17 protein-coding genes are annotated in these 19,199 nt (G+C 62.6%); 11 read left to right on the top strand and 6 right to left on the bottom strand.

The window, feature by feature from the left end; translation table 11 throughout:
- Positions 1-19: 19 nt before the first annotated feature.
- Together QX034_RS26665 and QX034_RS26670 are read right to left on the bottom strand one after the other, a co-directional pair.
- The gene (locus tag QX034_RS26665) at positions 20-1,402 is read right to left on the bottom strand and encodes an O-antigen ligase domain-containing protein (RefSeq protein ID WP_316196028.1); all 1,383 of its coding nucleotides are present in this window, start codon (positions 1,400-1,402) and stop codon (positions 20-22) included.
- 264 nt (positions 1,403-1,666) lie between these two features.
- The gene (locus tag QX034_RS26670; RefSeq protein WP_315745534.1) at positions 1,667-2,197 is read right to left on the bottom strand and encodes an Lrp/AsnC family transcriptional regulator; all 531 of its coding nucleotides are present in this window, start codon (positions 2,195-2,197) and stop codon (positions 1,667-1,669) included.
- Between the two features lie 130 nt (positions 2,198-2,327).
- Between QX034_RS26670 and ald the strand changes: the two genes are divergently transcribed.
- Positions 2,328-3,440, top strand: a complete 1,113-nt coding sequence (ald, locus tag QX034_RS26675; protein WP_315705318.1) for an alanine dehydrogenase — start codon at positions 2,328-2,330, stop codon at positions 3,438-3,440.
- A 740-nt stretch (positions 3,441-4,180) separates the two neighbouring features.
- A complete protein-coding gene (locus QX034_RS26680; protein WP_315705319.1) occupies positions 4,181-5,560 on the top strand; it encodes an amino acid permease in 1,380 nt (459 codons plus the stop codon).
- Positions 5,561-5,711: 151 nt separating this feature from the next.
- On the opposite strand, the gene QX034_RS26685 is transcribed toward QX034_RS26680, so the two are convergent.
- A complete protein-coding gene (locus QX034_RS26685) occupies positions 5,712-7,199 on the bottom strand; it encodes a DHA2 family efflux MFS transporter permease subunit (RefSeq protein ID WP_315705320.1) in 1,488 nt (495 codons plus the stop codon).
- 445 nt (positions 7,200-7,644) lie between these two features.
- Here QX034_RS26685 and guaB point away from each other — a divergent pair, with 445 nt between their 5' ends.
- From guaB to QX034_RS26715, 6 genes are all read left to right on the top strand, one after another.
- Entirely contained in the window at positions 7,645-9,132 is a 1,488-nt protein-coding gene (gene guaB, locus QX034_RS26690; protein ID WP_315705321.1) for an IMP dehydrogenase, read from the top strand.
- 135 nt (positions 9,133-9,267) lie between these two features.
- Entirely contained in the window at positions 9,268-10,290 is a 1,023-nt protein-coding gene (locus QX034_RS26695; RefSeq protein WP_316175594.1) for an NADP-dependent oxidoreductase, read from the top strand.
- 45 nt (positions 10,291-10,335) lie between these two features.
- On the top strand, positions 10,336-10,680 hold the full coding sequence (locus QX034_RS26700) for an MAPEG family protein (protein ID WP_316168256.1): 345 nt from the start codon (positions 10,336-10,338) through the stop codon (positions 10,678-10,680).
- A 19-nt stretch (positions 10,681-10,699) separates the two neighbouring features.
- On the top strand, positions 10,700-11,998 hold the full coding sequence (locus tag QX034_RS26705) for an RsmB/NOP family class I SAM-dependent RNA methyltransferase (protein ID WP_316196030.1): 1,299 nt from the start codon (positions 10,700-10,702) through the stop codon (positions 11,996-11,998).
- Positions 11,999-12,307: 309 nt separating this feature from the next.
- The gene (gene guaA, locus QX034_RS26710) at positions 12,308-13,912 is read left to right on the top strand and encodes a glutamine-hydrolyzing GMP synthase (protein WP_316196032.1); all 1,605 of its coding nucleotides are present in this window, start codon (positions 12,308-12,310) and stop codon (positions 13,910-13,912) included.
- A gap of 11 nt (positions 13,913-13,923) precedes the next feature.
- Complete coding sequence (locus QX034_RS26715) at positions 13,924-14,433, top strand: hypothetical protein (RefSeq protein WP_315705340.1); 510 nt, start codon at positions 13,924-13,926, stop codon at positions 14,431-14,433.
- A gap of 260 nt (positions 14,434-14,693) precedes the next feature.
- Here QX034_RS26715 and QX034_RS26720 read toward each other — a convergent pair whose 3' ends face one another.
- On the bottom strand, positions 14,694-16,436 hold the full coding sequence (locus QX034_RS26720) for a hypothetical protein (RefSeq protein ID WP_315705341.1): 1,743 nt from the start codon (positions 16,434-16,436) through the stop codon (positions 14,694-14,696).
- Positions 16,437-16,438: 2 nt separating this feature from the next.
- Positions 16,439-16,972, bottom strand: a complete 534-nt coding sequence (locus QX034_RS26725; protein WP_315705342.1) for a hypothetical protein — start codon at positions 16,970-16,972, stop codon at positions 16,439-16,441.
- A 409-nt stretch (positions 16,973-17,381) separates the two neighbouring features.
- Here QX034_RS26725 and QX034_RS26730 point away from each other — a divergent pair, with 409 nt between their 5' ends.
- Entirely contained in the window at positions 17,382-17,732 is a 351-nt protein-coding gene (locus QX034_RS26730; RefSeq protein WP_315705343.1) for a helix-turn-helix domain-containing protein, read from the top strand.
- Here the strand turns inward: QX034_RS26730 and QX034_RS26735 are convergent.
- On the bottom strand, positions 17,708-18,202 hold the full coding sequence (locus QX034_RS26735; RefSeq protein ID WP_315705344.1) for an Rrf2 family transcriptional regulator: 495 nt from the start codon (positions 18,200-18,202) through the stop codon (positions 17,708-17,710). The genes QX034_RS26730 and QX034_RS26735 overlap by 25 nt on opposite strands.
- 93 nt (positions 18,203-18,295) lie before the next feature.
- Here QX034_RS26735 and QX034_RS26740 point away from each other — a divergent pair, with 93 nt between their 5' ends.
- Positions 18,296-18,763 (top strand): carboxymuconolactone decarboxylase family protein, encoded by a 468-nt coding sequence (locus tag QX034_RS26740; protein WP_315705345.1) that lies wholly within the window; start codon positions 18,296-18,298, stop codon positions 18,761-18,763.
- A 60-nt stretch (positions 18,764-18,823) separates the two neighbouring features.
- Entirely contained in the window at positions 18,824-18,901 is a 78-nt protein-coding gene (locus tag QX034_RS34080; RefSeq protein WP_409977522.1) for a MerR family DNA-binding transcriptional regulator, read from the top strand.
- Positions 18,902-19,199: the final 298 nt, after the last annotated feature.

Raw genomic sequence — 19,199 nt, forward strand, 5'->3', positions numbered from 1 at the left:
GGCGCGTCGTAGCGGCGGATTAGGCGCCGGTCGGTTGTTGTTCCGCAACGATGGTCGGCGGTGCGCCGGCGATCTGATCGATCGGGCAGGCCATGGCGACCAGCATCCAGAACAGTGCCGAGATCTCGCCCGATGCCACGCCGCTCAGCGGCATCTGGATCAGCAGCGCGCTGAGGGCGAGCGCGCCGAGAACAACGCCCTCGCGCGTCGGCATTCGCCAGGCCGCGCCAGTGCCCCAGAGCGCAACCCAGACATAGGCGGCGAGACAGATCAGGCCGACCGGGATGCCCATCGTGATCCAACTCGCGATGATCTGTCCATCGATCGGCATCGCGCCGGCGACCCCGACGTCGGTGATCGTGAAGCCCGCGCCCAGCACCATGCTGTAGGGCGCATTCCACAAGGTGATGAACTCGTCCAGCCGTTCGTTGCCGCTCGAATCCTGCGACACGCTCCCCAGCGTTTCCAGGCGCGTGGTGATGACCTCGCCGAACGGCGTCAGCACGACGGCCGCGACGACCGCGCCAACCAGCACCACCGTGATCGACAGCGCGCGGCTTCGCGTCGCCGGGAAAATCATGCAGAACAGCACGCTTACGGCCAGCGTGACCCAGCTCGTCCGATAGAGCGACAGCAGCAGGCCAAGGGCTGCGGGCGCCATCACGGCGATCGACTGCCAGCCCGGTCGCAGGAAGCCCACCAGCAAGAGGCCTGTTGCGGTGAAGGTGGCGTAACTCGCGGGCCCGTTCATGGTGCTGAACACGCGCACCATATAGGGCAGGGGATAGCCGGCCGAGGTGATGGTGGCATTTTCCATCCAGTACCGATCCCACGCTTGCGGATCGACATATTGCCAGACGCCGTAGAGGCCTGTGAGCGGCAGAACCAGCAGGAAGATCTGTGTCGTGGCCTCCAGCAGCGCGCCGTCGGAGCGCGCGCGCTGCTGGAGCGCCACCGCGTAGAGCACGGGGGCGCTCCATTTGATCGCGCCGTAGGCCGCGTTGAACCAGTCGTTCTGGAACATCGAGAGCGCCGCGCCATAGACGATGCAGCCGAGGATGATCATCGGCGGCACGAGCCATGGGTTGCTCGGCCGGTCCTTGTCCGACAGCGAGGAGATGAGGCTCGGCGCGGGGGCCAGGATGAACAGCAGCGGGCCGCTCAGCAGGATGCCCGAGGTGTCAAAGCCTGCAGCCAGATCGACGAGACGGCGCACCAACGGGGCGAAAGCGAACAGCAGGATCGCCGATTGGACGTGAGCCTCGGCGCTGCGCCGCCATGCGAACCAGCCGGCAGCTGCGCAGCCAAGTATGAAAACCGGTCTGACCAGGCCGCCCAGTGCCGCGGCCGCCAGCACCGTTGCCACCAGCAGCAGCGCCGTCGGCCAACAGTTCAATGCCATGGATGTCAAAGCCTTGGACGCCAAAGCCTTGGAGGTCAAAGCCGAGGCGGCGGGCGGCGGGGCTTCGATTCGGTCCTGTTCCATACGGCGCGACTATAACGGAAGTCGTCCGCTGCGAGCCGGCCTTGAGCGGAGAAGCGATCAGCCGAGCCGCTGGTCCCGCGCGTCCTGCGTCGTCTCGGACGCCGATTTGGTCGCGGCTTTCTCCGCGCCCTTTTCGAACCAGTTCGCAGGCGGCGGGCGCTTTCGCGTCCTCAATATATCTTATCGCTCTGCTTTCATGCGACCAGCGTGCTCTGCAGATTGTCTGCGCACGGAACGCCCCGCTACGCGAAAGATGGTCGGCGGGATTGCACGATTGACGATCTCCCGCAATGCGAAATTTGACTGGATTCGTGAAACACCTGGCAGGCGTGACAGTTCAGTCCGGTGGATTCGTTCAAAGTCTTCAATATCGCGAGCCAGGACGATGAGAAGATAGTCATCGGTCCCCGACATCAGAAAGCAGCGGATCACTGATGGGCATTTGACGACCCCAGTTTCAAATAGATTCAGCGCCTCGTCACTTTGACCGTCGAGCGTGACCCTGACCAGCACCGTGGTGCTGAGACCAAATCGAGTCAGGTCAAGTATCGCCTGATATCCAGTGATGTATCCTTCCTCCTCCAGCGCGCGCTGCCGACGCGCGATCGCAGTGCTGGACAATCCCATTCGGTTCGAGAGTTCAGTCTGACTGATCCGCGCATTGGTGCTTAGTTCGGCTAGGATTGTCATATCAATCTTATCGGTGTCCATCTGTTTGGAATCCTGCGCGTCGCTGTCGGAATCATTGAAATTCTGCACCAATTGACCTTCGGTGCGCAAGTTTGCAGGAAAACGAACCGCTCTTTCGACTACAAACGGTTTGCCAATTAGGGAGATGCAAATGAAGGTCGGTGTTCCCAAGGAAATCAAGACACACGAATATCGCGTGGGCCTTACGCCCGGAGCAGTCCGCGAATACGTGTCGGCCGGCCACGACGTGGCAGTCGAAACCAATGCCGGCGCCGGCATTGGCGCAACGGACGACAATTATCGGAAGGCCGGTGCAACGATTCTGGGGTCGGGTCGCGAGGTATTTGCATCGAGCGAAATGATCGTAAAGGTCAAGGAACCCCAGCCGTCCGAATGGGAGCAGTTGCGAGAGAGCCAGATCCTCTTCACTTATCTGCATCTGGCGCCGGACCCGGAGCAGGCTAAGGGGCTCTTAAGGTCGGGGTGCACCGCAATCGCTTACGAGACCGTAACTGATGCGCAGGGCGGACTTCCGTTGCTTGCGCCGATGAGCGAGGTCGCGGGCAGGCTTGCGATCGAGGCGGCAGGTGCGGCCCTGAAGCGGGATGCTGGCGGGCGGGGAATATTGATTGGCGGGGTGCCCGGTGTTCCGCCTGCCCAAATTGTTGTGATTGGAGGCGGCGTTGTCGGTACGCATGCGGCACGCATGGCGGTCGGTCTGGGGGCTTCGGTCACAATCGTTGATCGCTCGATACCGAGGCTGCGCGAGCTGGATGAACTGTTTGGCGGGCGCGTTCATACCAGGTTCTCGACGATCGACACAGTTGAGGAAGAGGTATTTGCCGCAGACGTCGTAGTCGGGGCGGTCCTTGTTCCCGGAGCAGGCGCGCCGAAACTCGTCAGCCGTGGCATGTTGAGCGGGATGCGCAAAGGCTCGGTAATTGTTGACGTCGCCATTGATCAAGGTGGCTGCTTTGAGACCTCGCACGCGACCACCCATGCTGATCCAACTTATGAAGTGGACGGCGTCATTCATTATTGTGTGGCCAATATGCCGGGAGCTGTCCCACTGACTTCAAGCCATGCACTCAATAACGCCACGCTGCCATTTGGTTTGGCTCTCGCCAAAAAGGGATTTTCAGCTGTGCTTGAAAATCCGCATCTGCGCGCCGGCCTCAATGTCTATCGGGGCCGGCTCACTCATAGGGCGGTGGCCGAGAGTCTCGGCCTGCCATTCTCAGCGATCGAACAGGCCGGGATCTGATCCCTGAGGTCGCCGGTGACCCGTCCCTCGACCGTCCTGATGGGCGAGGTTGCGGGGAGCACCGCAGCAATGTTTGGCAATCATCGACATGAGCCGGGATTGACCCCGACTCCTTTCATTCGCGCATTCGTAGATCGTCCAGCGACTGGCGTGCGGCAATCAGGATGGAAGGGCCGGCAGCTCGGATGAAAATTGCCGTTCTGCCGAACTCTCTCGTCTTAGAGCAGGCAGACGCAGGAATCCTGCGCCAGCAGACGATCCTCGATTGAGGTTTGCTGAGAAATAAACCGCAGGTCGATGGTAGATCCCTGAGGAAATCAAGAACCAGGATTATCCAATGAGCCCTTACGCCCGCCATTCGAGAATACGTCAAGGCAGGACCAAGCGTCATTGTCGGAACAGGGAGGGGAAGGCATTGGAGCCTCTGATGAAACATGTTGTCAGATCGGCACGACCGTCATCGACCCTGCGGGAGGGGTGTTTGCAGCTGCACAGATGATTGAGAAAGCGGTAGCTGCCCAGCCAAGCGAACGGCGGCGGCTGCGCAATAATCAAGCGGCTTCGTCACTGTTAAAGGGGCGCGGGAAGTAAGGCTGATTGGGCTGACGACCTCGCGCGGGATCACATCTACGTCAATGTTGCTGCGGTCAGAACTTTCGGGCGGTTCACGTGCTCAGCCGTCGCGCAACCAAACATCCAAACATAAAGGGAGGCGACAAATGTCTGGGAGGAAAGAGGGATTGCAACGCGACTTGGGTCAGCGTCAGATGCGACTCATGGCGCTTGGCGCAGCCATCGGCGTCGGCCTATTTCTTGGTTCGGCCAATGCGATCAAGATGGCAGGTCCGGGCATCATTCTGTCCTACATCATCGGCGGCGCCGTCATCTTCATCATCATGCGGGCACTGGGCGAGATGGCGGTGCATAATCCCGTCGCAGGGTCGTTTAGTCGTTATGCAAGAGACCTTCTGGGGCCGCTCGCAGGCTACTTGACCGGCTGGAACTACTGGTTCCTGTGGGTCGTGACGTGCATTGCGGAAATTACCGCGGTCGGCATCTATATGGAGATGTGGTTTCCGGAAGCGCCACGCTGGATCTGGGCACTAGCTGCACTGAGCGCGATGGGGGCAGTCAACCTCGTGACAGTCAAAGCCTACGGTGAATTCGAGTTCTGGTTTGCCTTGATCAAGGTCGTGACCATTGTACTCATGATCTGCGCCGGGTTGACCATGATGGTATTCGGGCTGGGAAACAACGGCGTTGCCACCGGCATTTCCAATTTATGGACGCAGGGTGGGTTTCTTCCGAATGGTGCACTCGGCCTGCTCATGTCACTGCAAATGGTGATGTTTGCTTATCTCGGCGTGGAAATGATCGGTCTGACTGCCGGTGAGGCAGTAGATCCAACGAACTCGATTCCGAAGGCCATCAACTCTGTCTTTTGGCGCATTGTGGTTTTCTACGGCGGCGCGCTGTTCGTGATCCTGTCGATCTACCCATGGAACGAAATCGGCACGCAGGGCAGCCCATTCGTCATGATCTTCGAACGGCTGGGCATCAAGACGGCGGCCGGTATCATCAACTTTGTGGTCCTCACTGCCGCACTTTCGTCATGCAACACCGGTCTCTTCAGTACAGGCCGCATGCTCTATGATCTGGCGCAACAGGGGCAGGCGCCGCGCACGTTTGCAACAACGACATCCAGAGGCGTGCCTGTCCCGGCCATCGTGGTCTCGGCGATAGCCCTGCTTCTTGGCGTACTGCTCAACTACTCTGTCCCGGAGAAGATATTCATCTGGGTAACCGCGATCTCGACCTTCGGAGCGATCTGGACGTGGGGAATAATTCTTCTGACGCAGTTGAAGTTCCGTTCGACGCTGTCTGCTATCGAGCGCCAGAACCTGACATTCCGTATGCCGCTTTGGCCGTACGGGTCGTGGTTCGCTCTGGCCTTTCTGGCGTTGGTGATCGGCGTGATGGCCTATTTCCCCGACACCCGCGTCGCGCTGGTTGTCGGTCCTGTCTGGCTGGGAATGCTGACGGTGCTCTACTACATGCGCCGCCCCGCGCTCGCTCAAGCCGGGCACGGAGAGGTCGCGATCGACCAGGAGCCCGGTTGAAAGGAGGCGTTGAGCTGGCGCGTTCCTAGCGGTGGCCCGGCCCGACAGCGAGGCTGTTTCGCGGGGCCACAGGGTAGGCTCGTGCCTTGATCGTCTCAGATCGTATCTTTTCGAGAGCGGGCGATACTTTCCTTAGTTGTGGTAGCGGAGCTTATCCCAGCCTTTGGTCCCGCGCGTCCTGTGTGGTCTCGGATGCTGATTTGGTCGCGGCTTTCTCCGCGCCCTTTTCGGCGCCCTTGCGGCTCGCGATCGCAGTGACCTTGCGGCCGGAGATTTCGCTGCCGGCGTCATCGGGCATCTGCCAGAACAGGATGGATGACAGCGCGGAGGTGATGGCGACCACGATGAAGGCCGGCGCAAAGGAGTCGGCGCTGAGCTCGGCGGCGTGATGCAGCCACATCGTGGTTTCCACCGAGAAGGCGCCGACGGCGACGCCGGCCGAAATCGCAAGCTGCTGGCCGACGCTGGTCAGCGTGGTGGCGCGGCTCATCTGCGCGGTCTCGACCTCGGCATAGGCCACAGTGTTGATGGCGGTGAACTGCAGCGAGCGGAAGAAGCCGCCGACCGCCAGGATGATCAGGATCAGAAGCAGCGGCGTATGCGGGGTGAACAGCGCGCACGCCGCCAGGAAGACCGAACTGACGAGCGCATTGATCGTCATCAGGTAGCGGAAGCCGAAGGTCCGGATGATGCGCGCTGCCAGCGTCTTCATCCCCATCGCGCCGGCCGAGGAGCCGAAGGTGACGAGGCCCGACTGGAACGGCGACAGGCCGAAGCCGATCTGCATCAGGAGCGGCAGCAGGAACGGCATCGCGCCGATGCCGAGCCGGAACAGGAAGCCGCCGATCAGGCTGGCGCGCAGCGTGTTCAGCCGCAGCATCGAGAAGTCGAGCACCGGCGAGTTGGTGCGGCGGGAGTGGATGACATAGAGCGTCATCGACACGGCGCCGATGCCGATCAGCGCGATCACGATCGACCACGGCAACAGGTTGAGACCCGCCACGGAGAGCCCGAACGCCATGCCGGCGAGCCCGATGCCCGCCAGCACCATGCCGGTGAGATCGAACGGCTCGGGATTGTCGCTCTTGATCGGAGCGATCACGCGCAGCGCCAGCACGATCCCGGCAAGGCCGATCGGGATGTTGATCAGGAAGATCCAATGCCAGGAAAAATAGGTGGTGATGAAACCGCCGAGCGGCGGTCCAATCACGGGGCCGACCAGCGCCGGGACCGTGACCCAGGCCATGGCGCCGACCAGCGCACTCTTGTCGACCGAGCGCAGCAGCACCAGCCGTCCGACCGGCGTCATCATCGCCCCGCCGATGCCCTGCAGGATGCGGGCGAACACGAAATGGGCCACCGATTGCGACAGCGCGCAGCCGATCGAGCCGAGGATGAATACGACGACCGCCAGGCTGAACACCTTGCGCGCCCCGAAGCGATCGGCCGTCCAGCCGCTCGCCGGAATGAAGACGGCAAGCGAGAGCAGATAGGAGGTGATGGCGAGTTTCAGCGTCAGCGGACTGGTGCCGATATCGGCCGCGATCGCCGGCAGCGACGTCGCGATCACGGTGGAGTCCATGTTCTCCATGAACAGGGCGGCGGCGACGATCAGCGGAATGACGCGTTGTTTGTTCATCGAAAGTCGGGCTTGACGGGAGGGGAGGCGGGCCGGGCGGCTTTATCATCCTGCCATCGCCGGAACCATTGTCCGGGCCGCATGGCCCCCTGGACCCAGCGGGACTCGGGTCAGATTTCGGGGATCGGACAGGCGCGATGACGAGCCTGTGAGGCGAGCGCCAGGCTGGATGGCGACCGGCGGGGCCGGGCGGGGAACTTTCCGTTCCGGAATCCCGCGCTGCGCGATCTTTTATTCCGTCGCATATCCCGCTGATGTCGACCACGTCGTTCGCATTTGCGGGATTTCCCGCCGCTGGCCCTTTGATTCGTCACAGGGCCATGCTATCGACCCGCGTCAACCCCACCGATGGGCATCGATTCGACTGCGGATCACGAGGTCTGCTGACGGCGCCGCTCATCCGTAACCGCATCGCGGCCGCACCGCCGCAGACAAGGAGTTGACGATGGCGACCGTGCAGGGACTTCGCGAAGCTTTTACGTTCGATGACGTGCTGCTGAAGCCGGGTCTATCGGACGTCCTTCCCTCCGATGTGGATATCCGCTCGCAGGTGACGCGGGCGATCCCACTCAATATCCCGATCATGGCCTCCGCCATGGACACCGTCACCGAGGCCAAGATGGCGATCGCCATGGCGCAGGCCGGCGGTATCGGCGTCATCCACCGCAATTTCGATCCCGAAGGCCAGGCCGCCCAGGTGCGGCAGGTGAAGAAGTTCGAATCCGGCATGGTGGTGAACCCGCTCACCATCGGTCCTGACGCGACGCTCGCCGATGCGCTGGCGCTGATGAACGATCACGGCTTCTCCGGCATTCCGGTCGTGGTCGGCGGCGGCAAGGGCATTCCGGGCAAGCTGGTCGGCATCCTCACCAACCGCGACGTGCGCTTCGCCACCGATCCGCGGCAGAAGATCTCCGAACTGATGACGCATCAGAACCTCGTCACGGTGCGCGAGGGCGTCGGCCAGGACGAAGCCAAGAAGATCCTGCACCAGCATCGCATTGAAAAGCTGCTCGTGGTCGACGATCAGTATCGCTGCGTCGGCCTGATCACCGTGAAGGACATGGAGAAGGCAGTCGCACATCCACTCGCTTGCAAGGATGCGCAGGGCCGCCTCCGCGTGGCCGCGGCGACGACGGTGGGCGAGGGCGGTTTCGAGCGCACCGAGCGGCTGATCGACGCCGGCGTGGATCTGATCGTGGTCGACACCGCTCACGGCCATTCCTCGCGCGTGCTCGATGCGGTCAACCGCATCAAGCGGCTGTCGAACGGGGTGCAGGTGATTGCCGGCAACATCGCGACCCGTGACGGCGCGCAGGCGCTGATCGACGCCGGCGCCGATGCGGTCAAGGTCGGCATCGGCCCGGGCTCGATCTGCACCACCCGCATCGTGGCCGGCGTCGGCGTGCCGCAGCTCACCGCGATCATGGACGCGGTGGAGGCGACCAAGAAGGCCGGCGTCTCCGTGATCGCCGACGGCGGCATCAAATATTCCGGCGACCTCGCCAAGGCGCTCGCCGCCGGCGCCGACGTCGCCATGGTCGGCTCGCTGCTCGCCGGCACCGACGAGACCCCCGGCGAAGTGTTCCTGTGGCAGGGCCGCTCCTACAAGGCCTATCGCGGCATGGGTTCGGTCGGCGCGATGGCGCGCGGCTCGGCCGACCGCTATTTCCAGCAGGACATCAAGGATACGCTCAAGCTGGTGCCGGAGGGCATCGAGGGCCAGGTGCCGTACAAGGGCCCGGTCGGCAACGTCATGCACCAGCTCGCTGGCGGCCTGCGCGCCGCGATGGGCTATGTCGGCGCCAAGGACCTCGCCGAGTTCCACGACAAGGCCCAGTTCGTCCGCATCACCGGCGCGGGCCTGCGCGAAAGCCACGTCCACGATGTGACCATCACCCGCGAGAGCCCGAACTATCCGGGCGGGGTGTGACCTTGCTGTCATTCCGGGGCACGCGAAGCGTGAACCCGGAATCTCGAAATTGTCTTGCCCCTCACCTCTGGATTCCGGGTCCATCGCTGCGCGATGTCCCGGAATGACGAAGCCAACAACAAAGAGGAAACACCGATGTCCCAAGGCCAACGCATCGTTCTCGCATCGCGCCCGGTCGGCGAGCCCAAGCCCAGCGATTTCCGGCTGGAGACCTTCGTCGTGCCCACGCCCGGACAGGGCGAGGTGCTGCTGCGCACGATCTGGCTGTCGCTCGATCCCTATATGCGCGGGCGCATGAGCGACGGTCCGTCCTATGCCCAGCCGGTGCCGGTCGGTGGCGTGATGGAAGCGGGCACGGTCAGCGAGGTCATCGCCTCCAACAATCCGAATTTCGCCAAGGGCGACATCGTGCTCGCGCGCGCCGGCTGGCAGACCCATGCGCTGTCCGACGGCGCAGGCTTGCGCAAGATCGATCCGGCGATTGCCCCGATCTCGACCGCCGTCGGCGTGCTCGGCATGCCCGGCATGACCGCCTATACCGGCCTGCTCGAGATCGGCCAGCCCAAGCCGGGCGAGACCGTGGTGGTCGCTGCGGCCTCGGGCGCGGTCGGCTCGGCCGTCGGCCAGATCGCCAAGATCAAGGGCGCCCGCGCCATCGGCATCGCCGGCGGCAAGGACAAATGCGACTACGTCCGATCCGAGTTCGGCTTCGACGACTGCATCGACCATCGCGATCCCGATCTCGCGGCGAAGCTGAAAGAGGCTTGCCCGAAGGGCATCGACGTCTATTTCGAGAATGTCGGCGGCCCGGTGTTCGAGGCGGTGTTCCCGCTGCTCAACAATTTCGCCCGCATGCCGGTGTGCGGCCTGATCGCGCATTACAACGACACCCAGTCGGTGGCGCCGAAATGGGCCGGCGCCTTGATGCGCAATGTGCTGACGAAGCGGCTGACGATCCGCGGCTTCATCGTCTCCGACTTCGCCGCGCGCCATGGCGATTTCCTGCGCGACATGTCAGGCTGGGTGCGCGAGGGCAAGGTCAAGTACAAGGAGTTCGTCACCGAGGGCCTGGAGAATGCGCCGGACGCCTTCATGGGCCTGTTGAAGGGTGCTAATTTCGGCAAGCAGCTGGTCCGCGTCGGGCCGGACAAGCTCTGAGATCAGGCCTGCGCGAGTTCCGGCAGCAAACGAAAGGACGTCACGATGTCGCTACAGATGGTCTTGCTGCCGGTGTTCGTGCAGGTCGGGTTGACCTTCGCACTGCTGTTGTGGCTATCGCGGTCGCGCACGAACGGTGACGGTCTGGTCGATCAATTCGACCTGCCCGTGCTGTTCTACGTGCTGATCGCACTGACGCTGCCGATCCGCCACGCCGATCTCGTCATCGTGATGCTGTCGTGGGTGTTCGTGGTGACGCGCTTCGTCCATGCCGGGGTGCTGGTGGGCGCCGCCGAGGCGCGGCAGCGTTCGATGGCGTGGCTCGCCGGCGCGCTGGTGCTGCTGGCGATGTGGCTGTATTTCGCGCTCAAGATCCTGATCCTGATTTAGTTTGTTCTGAAAGTTTGAAATGACCCCCGCCGCCCGGCTGTCCGCCGCCATTGAACTGATCGACACCATCGAGGCCCAGCGTGCGCCCGCCGCCAAGGCGTTGAAGGATTGGGGCACCAGCCATCGCTTCGCCGGGTCCGGCGACCGCGCCGCGATCGCGGGGCTGGTGTGGGATGTGCTGCGCCGGCGCGCCTCGAGCGCCTACGTGATGGACGACGACAGCCCGCGCGCCCGCGTGCTCGGCATGCTCAAGGTCGAGCGCGGGCTCGACGTGCCGACCATTGAGGCCTTGTGCGACGGTGGCCGCTTTGCGCCCGCGCCGTTGACCGACGCCGAGCGCAGCGCGCTGGCCTCGTGCACCGCCGACGGCGCGCCGCCGCATGTCGCGGGCGATTATCCGGAATGGCTCGATCCGTATCTCGCCGCCGTGTTCGGCGCGGACCGTGCGCTCGAGGCCGCCGCGATGGCGAGCCGGGCGCCGCTGGACCTGCGCGTCAACACGCTGAAGGCCGGCCGCGAGAAGGTGATGAAGTCGCTGAGCCATCTGAAGCCCACGCCGACGCCGTGGTCGCCGATCGGCCTCCGCATCGAGCTCGGCGCCGACGCCCGCAATCCCGGCATCCATGCCGAGGAGGACTTCATCAAGGGCCACATCGAGGTGCAGGACGAAGGCTCGCAGCTCGCGGCACTGTTCACCGCGGCCAAGCCCGGCGAGCAGGTGATCGATCTCTGCGCCGGCGCGGGCGGCAAGACGCTGGCGCTGGCAGCTCAGATGCAGGGCAAGGGCCGGCTGATCGCGACCGACCACGACAAGCGCCAGCTGGCGCCGATCCATGAGCGGCTGTCGCGGGCCGGCGTCCACAATGCCGAGGTGCGGACGCCGAAAGGCGAGGAGGATCCGCTCGCCGACATCAAGGCGTCGGCCGATCTGGTCGTGATCGACGCGCCCTGCACGGGCACCGGCACCTGGCGCCGCAACCCCGACGCCAAGTGGCGGATGCGCCCCGGCGCGCTCGAAATCCGCTTGAAGGACCAGGCCGAAGTGCTTGAGCGTGCAGCCGGAATGGTGAAGCCGGGCGGCCGCATCGCCTATATCACCTGCTCGGTGCTGAACCCGGAGAATGGCGAGCAGGTCCGCGGCTTCATCGCGCGGCACCCGGAGTTTTCGGTGCAGCCGCCGGAGCAGACCGCCTCTGTGCTCTGGGACAAGGCCGAGGCCTTCAGCGAGGCCGCACTCGTCTCGCCCGAAGGCTGGCTGATGACCCCGCGAAGGACGGGGACGGACGGGTTTTTCGTCTCCATTTTGAAAAAGAAGTAGGGTGGGCAAAGGCGCAACGCGCCGTGCCCACCGACCATCGACGGGCGCGATTGGTGGGCACGCTGCGCTTTGCCCACCCTACGGGACTGGCGATGACCCTGGCCGCGCGGGTTCTTCGTTTCGGTGTTGCGGAAGGCCTGACCCCACCCTCGGTGTCATTCCGGGACGCGCCGCTTGGCGCGGGCCCGGAATCCATACGCCCGGTCGTGGTCATGGATTCCGGGCTCGCCCTGCGGGCGCCCCGGAATGACGGGGAGGGCGATACCCTCAAGCCTTGCAGGACTCGCCCCGGCGGCGTAATTCCTTGCCATGACAGCCCCACAAAAATCCCCCGATGCCGCCGACCCGACGCTCCATGTCGCCTCGGCGCATGACAAGGTTCTGATCGTCGATTTCGGCAGCCAGGTCACCCAGCTGATCGCCCGGCGGGTGCGCGAAGACGGCGTCTATTGCGAGATCGTGCCGTTCCAGAAGGCGGAGGCCGCCTTCCGCGAGATGAAGCCGAAGGCCGTGATCCTGTCCGGCGGGCCGGAGTCCGTCCATGAGGAAGGCTCGCCGCGCGCGCCGCAGCTGATCTTCGAATCCGGCGTCCCGGTGCTCGGCATCTGCTACGGCCAGATGACCCTGGCGGCCCAGCTCGGCGGCGAGGTCGAAGGCGGTCACCATCGCGAGTTCGGCCGCGCCGACGTCGAGGTGAAGACCGATAGCCTCCTGTTCGACGGCGTCTGGAAAACGGGCGAGCAGCACGAGGTGTGGATGAGCCATGGCGACCGCATCACCAGGATGCCGCCGGGCTTCTCCGTCGCCGGCGTGTCGGCCAACGCGCCGTTCGCGGTGATCCAGGACGAGGCGCGGAAATATTACGGCCTGATGTTCCACCCGGAGGTGGTGCACACGCCCGATGGCGCCAAGCTGCTGCGCAATTTCGTGCGCAAGGTCGCCGGCCTTTCCGGCGACTGGACCATGCGCGCCTTCCGCGAGGAGGCGATCGAGAAGATCCGCGCGCAGGTCGGCAAGGGCAGGGTGATCTGCGGCCTCTCCGGCGGAGTCGACTCCGCCGTGGCCGCCCTGCTGATCCACGAGGCGATCGGCGATCAGCTCACCTGCGTGTTCGTCGATCACGGGCTGCTGCGGCTCAACGAGGCGCAGACCGTCGTCGACCTGTTCCGGCATCACTACAACATCCCCCTGGTGCATGTTGATGCGTCGAAGCTTTTCCTCGGCGAACTCGCCGGCGTCACCGATCCCGAACAGAAGCGCAAGACCATCGGCAAGCTCTTCATCGACGTGTTCGACGCGGAAGCGAAGAAGATCGGCGGCGCCGATTTCCTGGCGCAGGGCACGCTCTATCCCGATGTGATCGAGAGCGTCTCCTTCACCGGCGGTCCCTCCGTCACCATCAAGTCGCACCACAATGTCGGCGGCCTGCCCGAGCGCATGCACATGAAGCTCGTCGAGCCGCTGCGCGAATTGTTCAAGGACGAGGTCCGCGCGTTGGGGCGCGAGCTCGGCCTGCCCGAGATCTTCGTCGGCCGCCACCCGTTCCCGGGCCCGGGCCTTGCCATCCGCTGTCCCGGCGAGATCACCCGGGACAAGCTGGAGATCCTGCGCAAGGCGGATGCTGTCTATATCGACGAGATCAGGAAGGCCGGCCTCTACGACACCATCTGGCAGGCCTTCGCCGTGCTGCTGCCGGTCAAAACCGTCGGCGTCATGGGCGACGGCCGCACCTACGACTACGTCGTGGGCCTGCGCGCCGTCACCTCCACCGACGGCATGACCGCGGACTTCTATCCGTTCGATATGAAGTTTTTGGGCAACACGGCGACCCGCATCATCAACGAGGTCAAGGGCGTGAACCGGGTGGTGTATGACGTGACCAGCAAACCGCCCGGGACGATTGAGTGGGAGTAGGGTAGGCCGTCATGAGCGGGATATCGCGACGCCATCTGTTGGCCATCCTTAGTGGCGCCGTCATCCCGGCATCGGCCTTCGCTGGCCACGCGTTCGCTCCGGCCGAGCATTTCTTCTCGGTCGAGTTTCCGACCCCGCCGGAGGAAAAGTCGAGCGGCCTGCTTGGACTTTCGTCGACGACGTTTCTGGCCACGGACGGAAACAAGGCGTTCGCCGTTTTCCATGCGGCCTGGCCGATCCAAGGTAAGCCGGCCCTGATGATGCAGTCCATGCTCGATGGACTGGTGGAGCGCGTGTCGGGCGAATTTCTCTCGATCGACAAGACCGAGTTCAAGTCGTCCAGCGGCGCGATGCTCCCCGCCAAGCGCTTCACCTTCAGCAGTGACAAGGTATGGGGAGGCGGCCTGACGACGGTCTCCGGACCGCACAGCTTCCTCGTGCAGGTCATGAAGCGCAAGCCGCTGGAGGGCTGGGACGCGGCCGACCGGAAGTTCATGGCCTCGTTCAAGGTGCTGATCTGACGGCCCTGCGCGGCCTTTGTTGTTTTGTGCACTATTACCGTAGTGCCGGAAGCTCAAAGCTACAGCAAGCTATGACGACAAGCGGTCTGCGCTGACGCGCGCAAATGCTCGCATCGCCGAGTTTGAATAGCCTGACGCTCCAGGCGGCTTGTTGCCGATCGCGCCATAGGGACGTTCTTCATCGGTGGCATCTGGCGTGAATTCAATGTCCTTTGGACGTTGGCCTCCGTTCCGAGCGCACGAATCAGGCCTGGGCCGCCTCAAGACGATCGGCCGCCAAACCACGCCAAAATCGCCAATATTGTCAGCAGTAGCGCCGCAGCCCATCTTCCTCCATCCCACCATTTGTACTGCCGGGCTGCTCCGATGAAGAATAGCTCCCAGTAGCCGGACAGCCATGGCCATGCCAGCAACAGCGCCGCCATGCTGCCGAACTTCCAATAATTGCGTTCAAGGGAGTCCAACGATAGGCCTAAGAGCCATTTCACCCTCTCGGCACGTAGTCCATGGTCCGGTAGCGTCGCGAAGAAGCCCATGAGAAAGAGCATCAGGATCGCGATCAGGTACGAGGCTGGAAAGAGAATCTGTCGCAGTAGTCTTCTCATCCAGTCGTCGCGCCTAATCAACCATGCTCTCAGCCAGACCGGCGGATGGCTCAGAGTTCCCAGCATTCGGGATATCCGTCCACCGGCTCCCATCGCCTTGGTGCCGCATTCGACGTGCAGGACCTGCGCGCGGCTCCCGCCGTAGTCTGCGTTCAGCTCCAGGGCCCAGATAGCCACGAGCGGCTTTGTAATCGAAGCTATGATCAGGAAGAAGAGCGATGCGGTTGAGCATAACGCCATCAGTGCAGTCCGCCCAAAGAGCTGCGCCTGGTGCTCGATATGCAAACCGACCGATCTCACGGAAAGCGCCATGGAGGAGATCAGGGTCATCGCCATCACTAGGATGAAGATGACAGGCAGCCACTTGAGATACCCCGAGAAGAAGCTTCCATACCCCACGACAAGATGGTCCCCTTGGCGGACATGCTCCATTTCATGCAGCAATATGCCCCTCGCGGTCACGGGATCACGTTTCCAAAGCACATACATTCCGCCGAGCACTGCCAGGCGCGGGCGCCGATAGCTCCGTGGATAGACAAATGCATAGCCCGAACGCAGCAGGTTGACCCGCAGTTCGATGCGCGGAGCGCTCGTCGCTACAAATGCCTGTAGTTCGTCGATCTCCGGAAACCCTCCGAGATACTCCCGGAGCCCGAATGTCCTTTCCACGTGCCAAGCTCGCCAACGGGGAAACGCTACCGTCAACAAGCAGAAAATCGGGATCAAGGTGATTCCTAGATCTACAAGGAAGGCGGGTTTGCTCAAGATCAGGGAGATCCGTGACCGCCATACGTCATCCATGGATATATGGCCCTGATCTCCCGTGTCCAAGGTCGGGCGCGCCTGCGGGGCGAGCGTTCGCCAATTCGTGCTCATAGTTTGGCGCTGGTCTTCTTTCGGTTCCAGCAGATAATGGATTATCTCGGCTTTACTTGCCGTCGGCGGCGGTCGTTTGCCCTCGATCTGCACAAGTTCGGAGCGTTCGTCGTCGTCAAGCATCTCCAAGATGAGAGCCATCGCATCTCTCTTGAGTTTAACTTGCTGACGGTAAAGGCCCCGCAGGTCGTCTTCAAGAAAGTTCGCTTGTTCAATGGCGGCAAGGGCCCGGTCTAGTTCCGCTCGGAACCGGATGCATGCGCCATTTCTTAGCCAATTCAGCAAATGCGCACGATGCTGCATCACTTGCTGAGCGTCACTTTGGGCGACGATCGAGCTGACATCCTCGACATTTGCTACAGCGAGCTCCAGCCGGTTCATTTCGTCGATCTTCTGAAAATCGCCAAGATCTTCGCGTATCGTCTGATAACTCTGCGGAAGTCCGAAGATTAACAACGTCAGGAATAGCAAGAGCCACGGTGGCAGACCCGCGTCGGAGTTCTGTCGCTGTGGCTCGGTCATCCCTATGCGCTTTCACTCTGGAATGTCCTGACCAGTTGTGCTCCCTCGATAGGCTCGTCGAGCAGAACCATCATCACTCGGTAACTGATCAGCTCGCACTGATCTGTCGACAAGCCCTGTTCCCTAAGAGCGCGCTGCACCTCGTCCAGGGTATGGCGCAGACTGCGTCGTGCCTCCGTTTCCGTGGCTGCATGTGCTTCTTCACGTGCTTTCCGGGTCTTGATGAGATCGGAGGCGTTTTTCCAGATGCTCAGCAGGTTGGATATTCCGCTGAGCCCGCCTGATTGATACAGCTTGAGCAGCCCCTTTGCGATGTAGCTGAGTGCCATATAAGCAAAAGGCAAAAGCAAGGCTCCGCCATCTGGCAGAAAACCGCCGAGTTCCGCTCTATTCTCAAAGAGCTGCCGTCGGTCTCGACCGCCACGCAGATAGGCCTCCATCATCATTGGCGCGAGAGCTTCGCTCTCGGGTTCGATTTCTGCTGCAATCCGCGTCGCCCATTTGCTGATGGAGTCCGACGAGAATTCTTCGGTCATCGCAGTGAATCCCTTCATAAAAATGTGGTTCCCCCAAGTCGTGTGCGAACTGAAGAGAATTGGTCGATCATTTTCAGGATCTAATCGTCACAGGCGCGTCGGCCATGCTGCGGACTAAGTGGCCTTGTGTCGTGCACGTCGGTGTGTGGCTGGCTCGGATCGTCCGGCCGCTAATAAGTGACTTCTTCGGAGATATGCGCGTCGCAGTATGAGGTGAACTATAAAAAAATGCAATCAAAAGTAGAAAGAATGAAAATGAAGTTGTTCTGTCGACCATGGGGCTGGCGGATTTGCGACCGGCATTCACTGTGAGATGGCGGATAGGGTTCGATATTGCGGTGACAGTGTTGGACTGCCTCCCTCAAGTGAGACACGATAATTTCAGTGACAGGCATTCCGAGGATGACCTGTGGCAGTACGAGGAAAGACCCGTCAGTTCCCGACGGCTTACAAATTGAAGGCGATCAAGCGGGTCGAGCGAGGCGAAGGCGTTCTGCCCGTCGCTCGTGACCTCGGCGTAGCGCGCAAGCTTCTGCACGACTGGATCAAGGTGTGGAAGGCGCACGGGCCAGAGGGATTGAACCGCAAGCGCGGTCCCAGGCCCGGTCCGCGTAAGCTCAAGCGCGTGGCGACGTATGACGACAAGCGTTCGGCGCTCGCCCGGGCGAATGCGCGCGCATCGCCGAGCTGTGATCGGCGGGATTGGATATTCGCTATCAGGCCGGTCGATAGCGCTCAGCGCTGTGTCTTCTCAACGTAATTCGCCACCGCCTTCTTGTTGTGTGCGTCGATCAATTGGGCTCCATCGGCAACAAGATCGGCGAGGGTCTGCTGTTTCAGGACAGCCCGCCAAGCCTCTTCGGCGGCGATCATGCGGGTCTTGATGAAGCAGTCCGCCTTGTAGACGCACGGGTCCTTCGCCTTGCCGGGACCGCGCCGGCGGATTTCGCGGCAGACGAAGGCGGGCTCCCGCCCGTCGATCGCTTCTACGATGTCGAGCAATGTGATGCGCTCCGGGTCGCGCGCCAGCCGATAGCCACCGCGCGGCCCCGGCACGGCATCGATGACGGAAGCCGCAGCGAGCGCCCGCAGGTGCTTCAGAAGATAGGTTTCCGAGACGCCGTGCAATTCGGCGAGGCTCTTGCCAGGAAGTACTTTACCCTCCGGCAATCCGGCCAGCACCAGAGCGCAGTGCAGCGCTGCCTCCACCCCGTCGCTCATGCGCCGCATCGCCGTCTCCCACTCCGCTCTTGGATCGCGGCTAATCATGGATATATATTATCCACGATTTCACGCCAACTCCATTCGAGACAGGAGGCCTCCATGCATCCCAGATTGAACATCGCCGCCCTGGCGCCCGAGCTCTATCAGGCCGTTCGTACCCTCGACGGTGCCGTGACCAAGTCGGGCCTCGACAAGCGCACGCTTCACCTCGTCAAGCTGCGCGCCTCGCAGATCAACGGCTGCGCCTATTGCGTCGATCTGCATGTCAAGGGCGCTCTGGCCGACGGGATGGACGCCCAATTGCTGCACCTCGTCGCCGTTTGGCGCGAGTCCCCGTTTTTCGACGCGCGCGACCGGGCAATTCTCGAATGGACCGAAAGCGTGACGCTCGCCGCCGAGACGGGCATTCCCGACGCTGCGTTTGAAACCGTCCGCGCCATCGTCTCGGAGGCCGACATCGCCAAACTGACGATCGCTATCGGAACCATCAACATCTGGAACCGCATCGCGGTCAGTTCCCGCATGCAGCACCCGGTCGGCACGGAAAAGAACGCGGTTGCTCCTTGATCGACTTGCCCTTGACCCTGACATTGATGTCTGGGGTTACGAGATGCGGCAGGAGGGCGGATGAAGATCGGAGACGTTGCAAAAAGGACGGGGGCGAGCGTGCGCTCCATCCGTCATTACGAGAAGGCATTGCGGTGACAGTGCACAAAGCTCCTGCACCTCGCGCGCTGTCGAAACTCCTCGCTGCCGCATTCAATAGGGGGATCTGCCCGACGGGCAATCCTCGCATGCCCCGCATGCGCCAACTACCCGTCGTGCCAGTTTGTCGCGCACTTATCCCTTGCTACGTCGGGCAAATCACTTGCACATATCAGCGCATCCCGGCTCGCTGAAGAGGGACGTTTCGCGGTCGTCATGAAGCGTCGAGCCGGAGAGGCGACGGGCGCATTGCTCCGCAGCCGGGTGTCACAGCCCGTGCCGACGGACGGAGCGAGGC

The organism is Bradyrhizobium sp. SZCCHNR3119, assembly GCF_032487775.1.
In the GTDB taxonomy this organism is placed as follows: Bacteria; Pseudomonadota; Alphaproteobacteria; order Rhizobiales; family Xanthobacteraceae; genus Bradyrhizobium.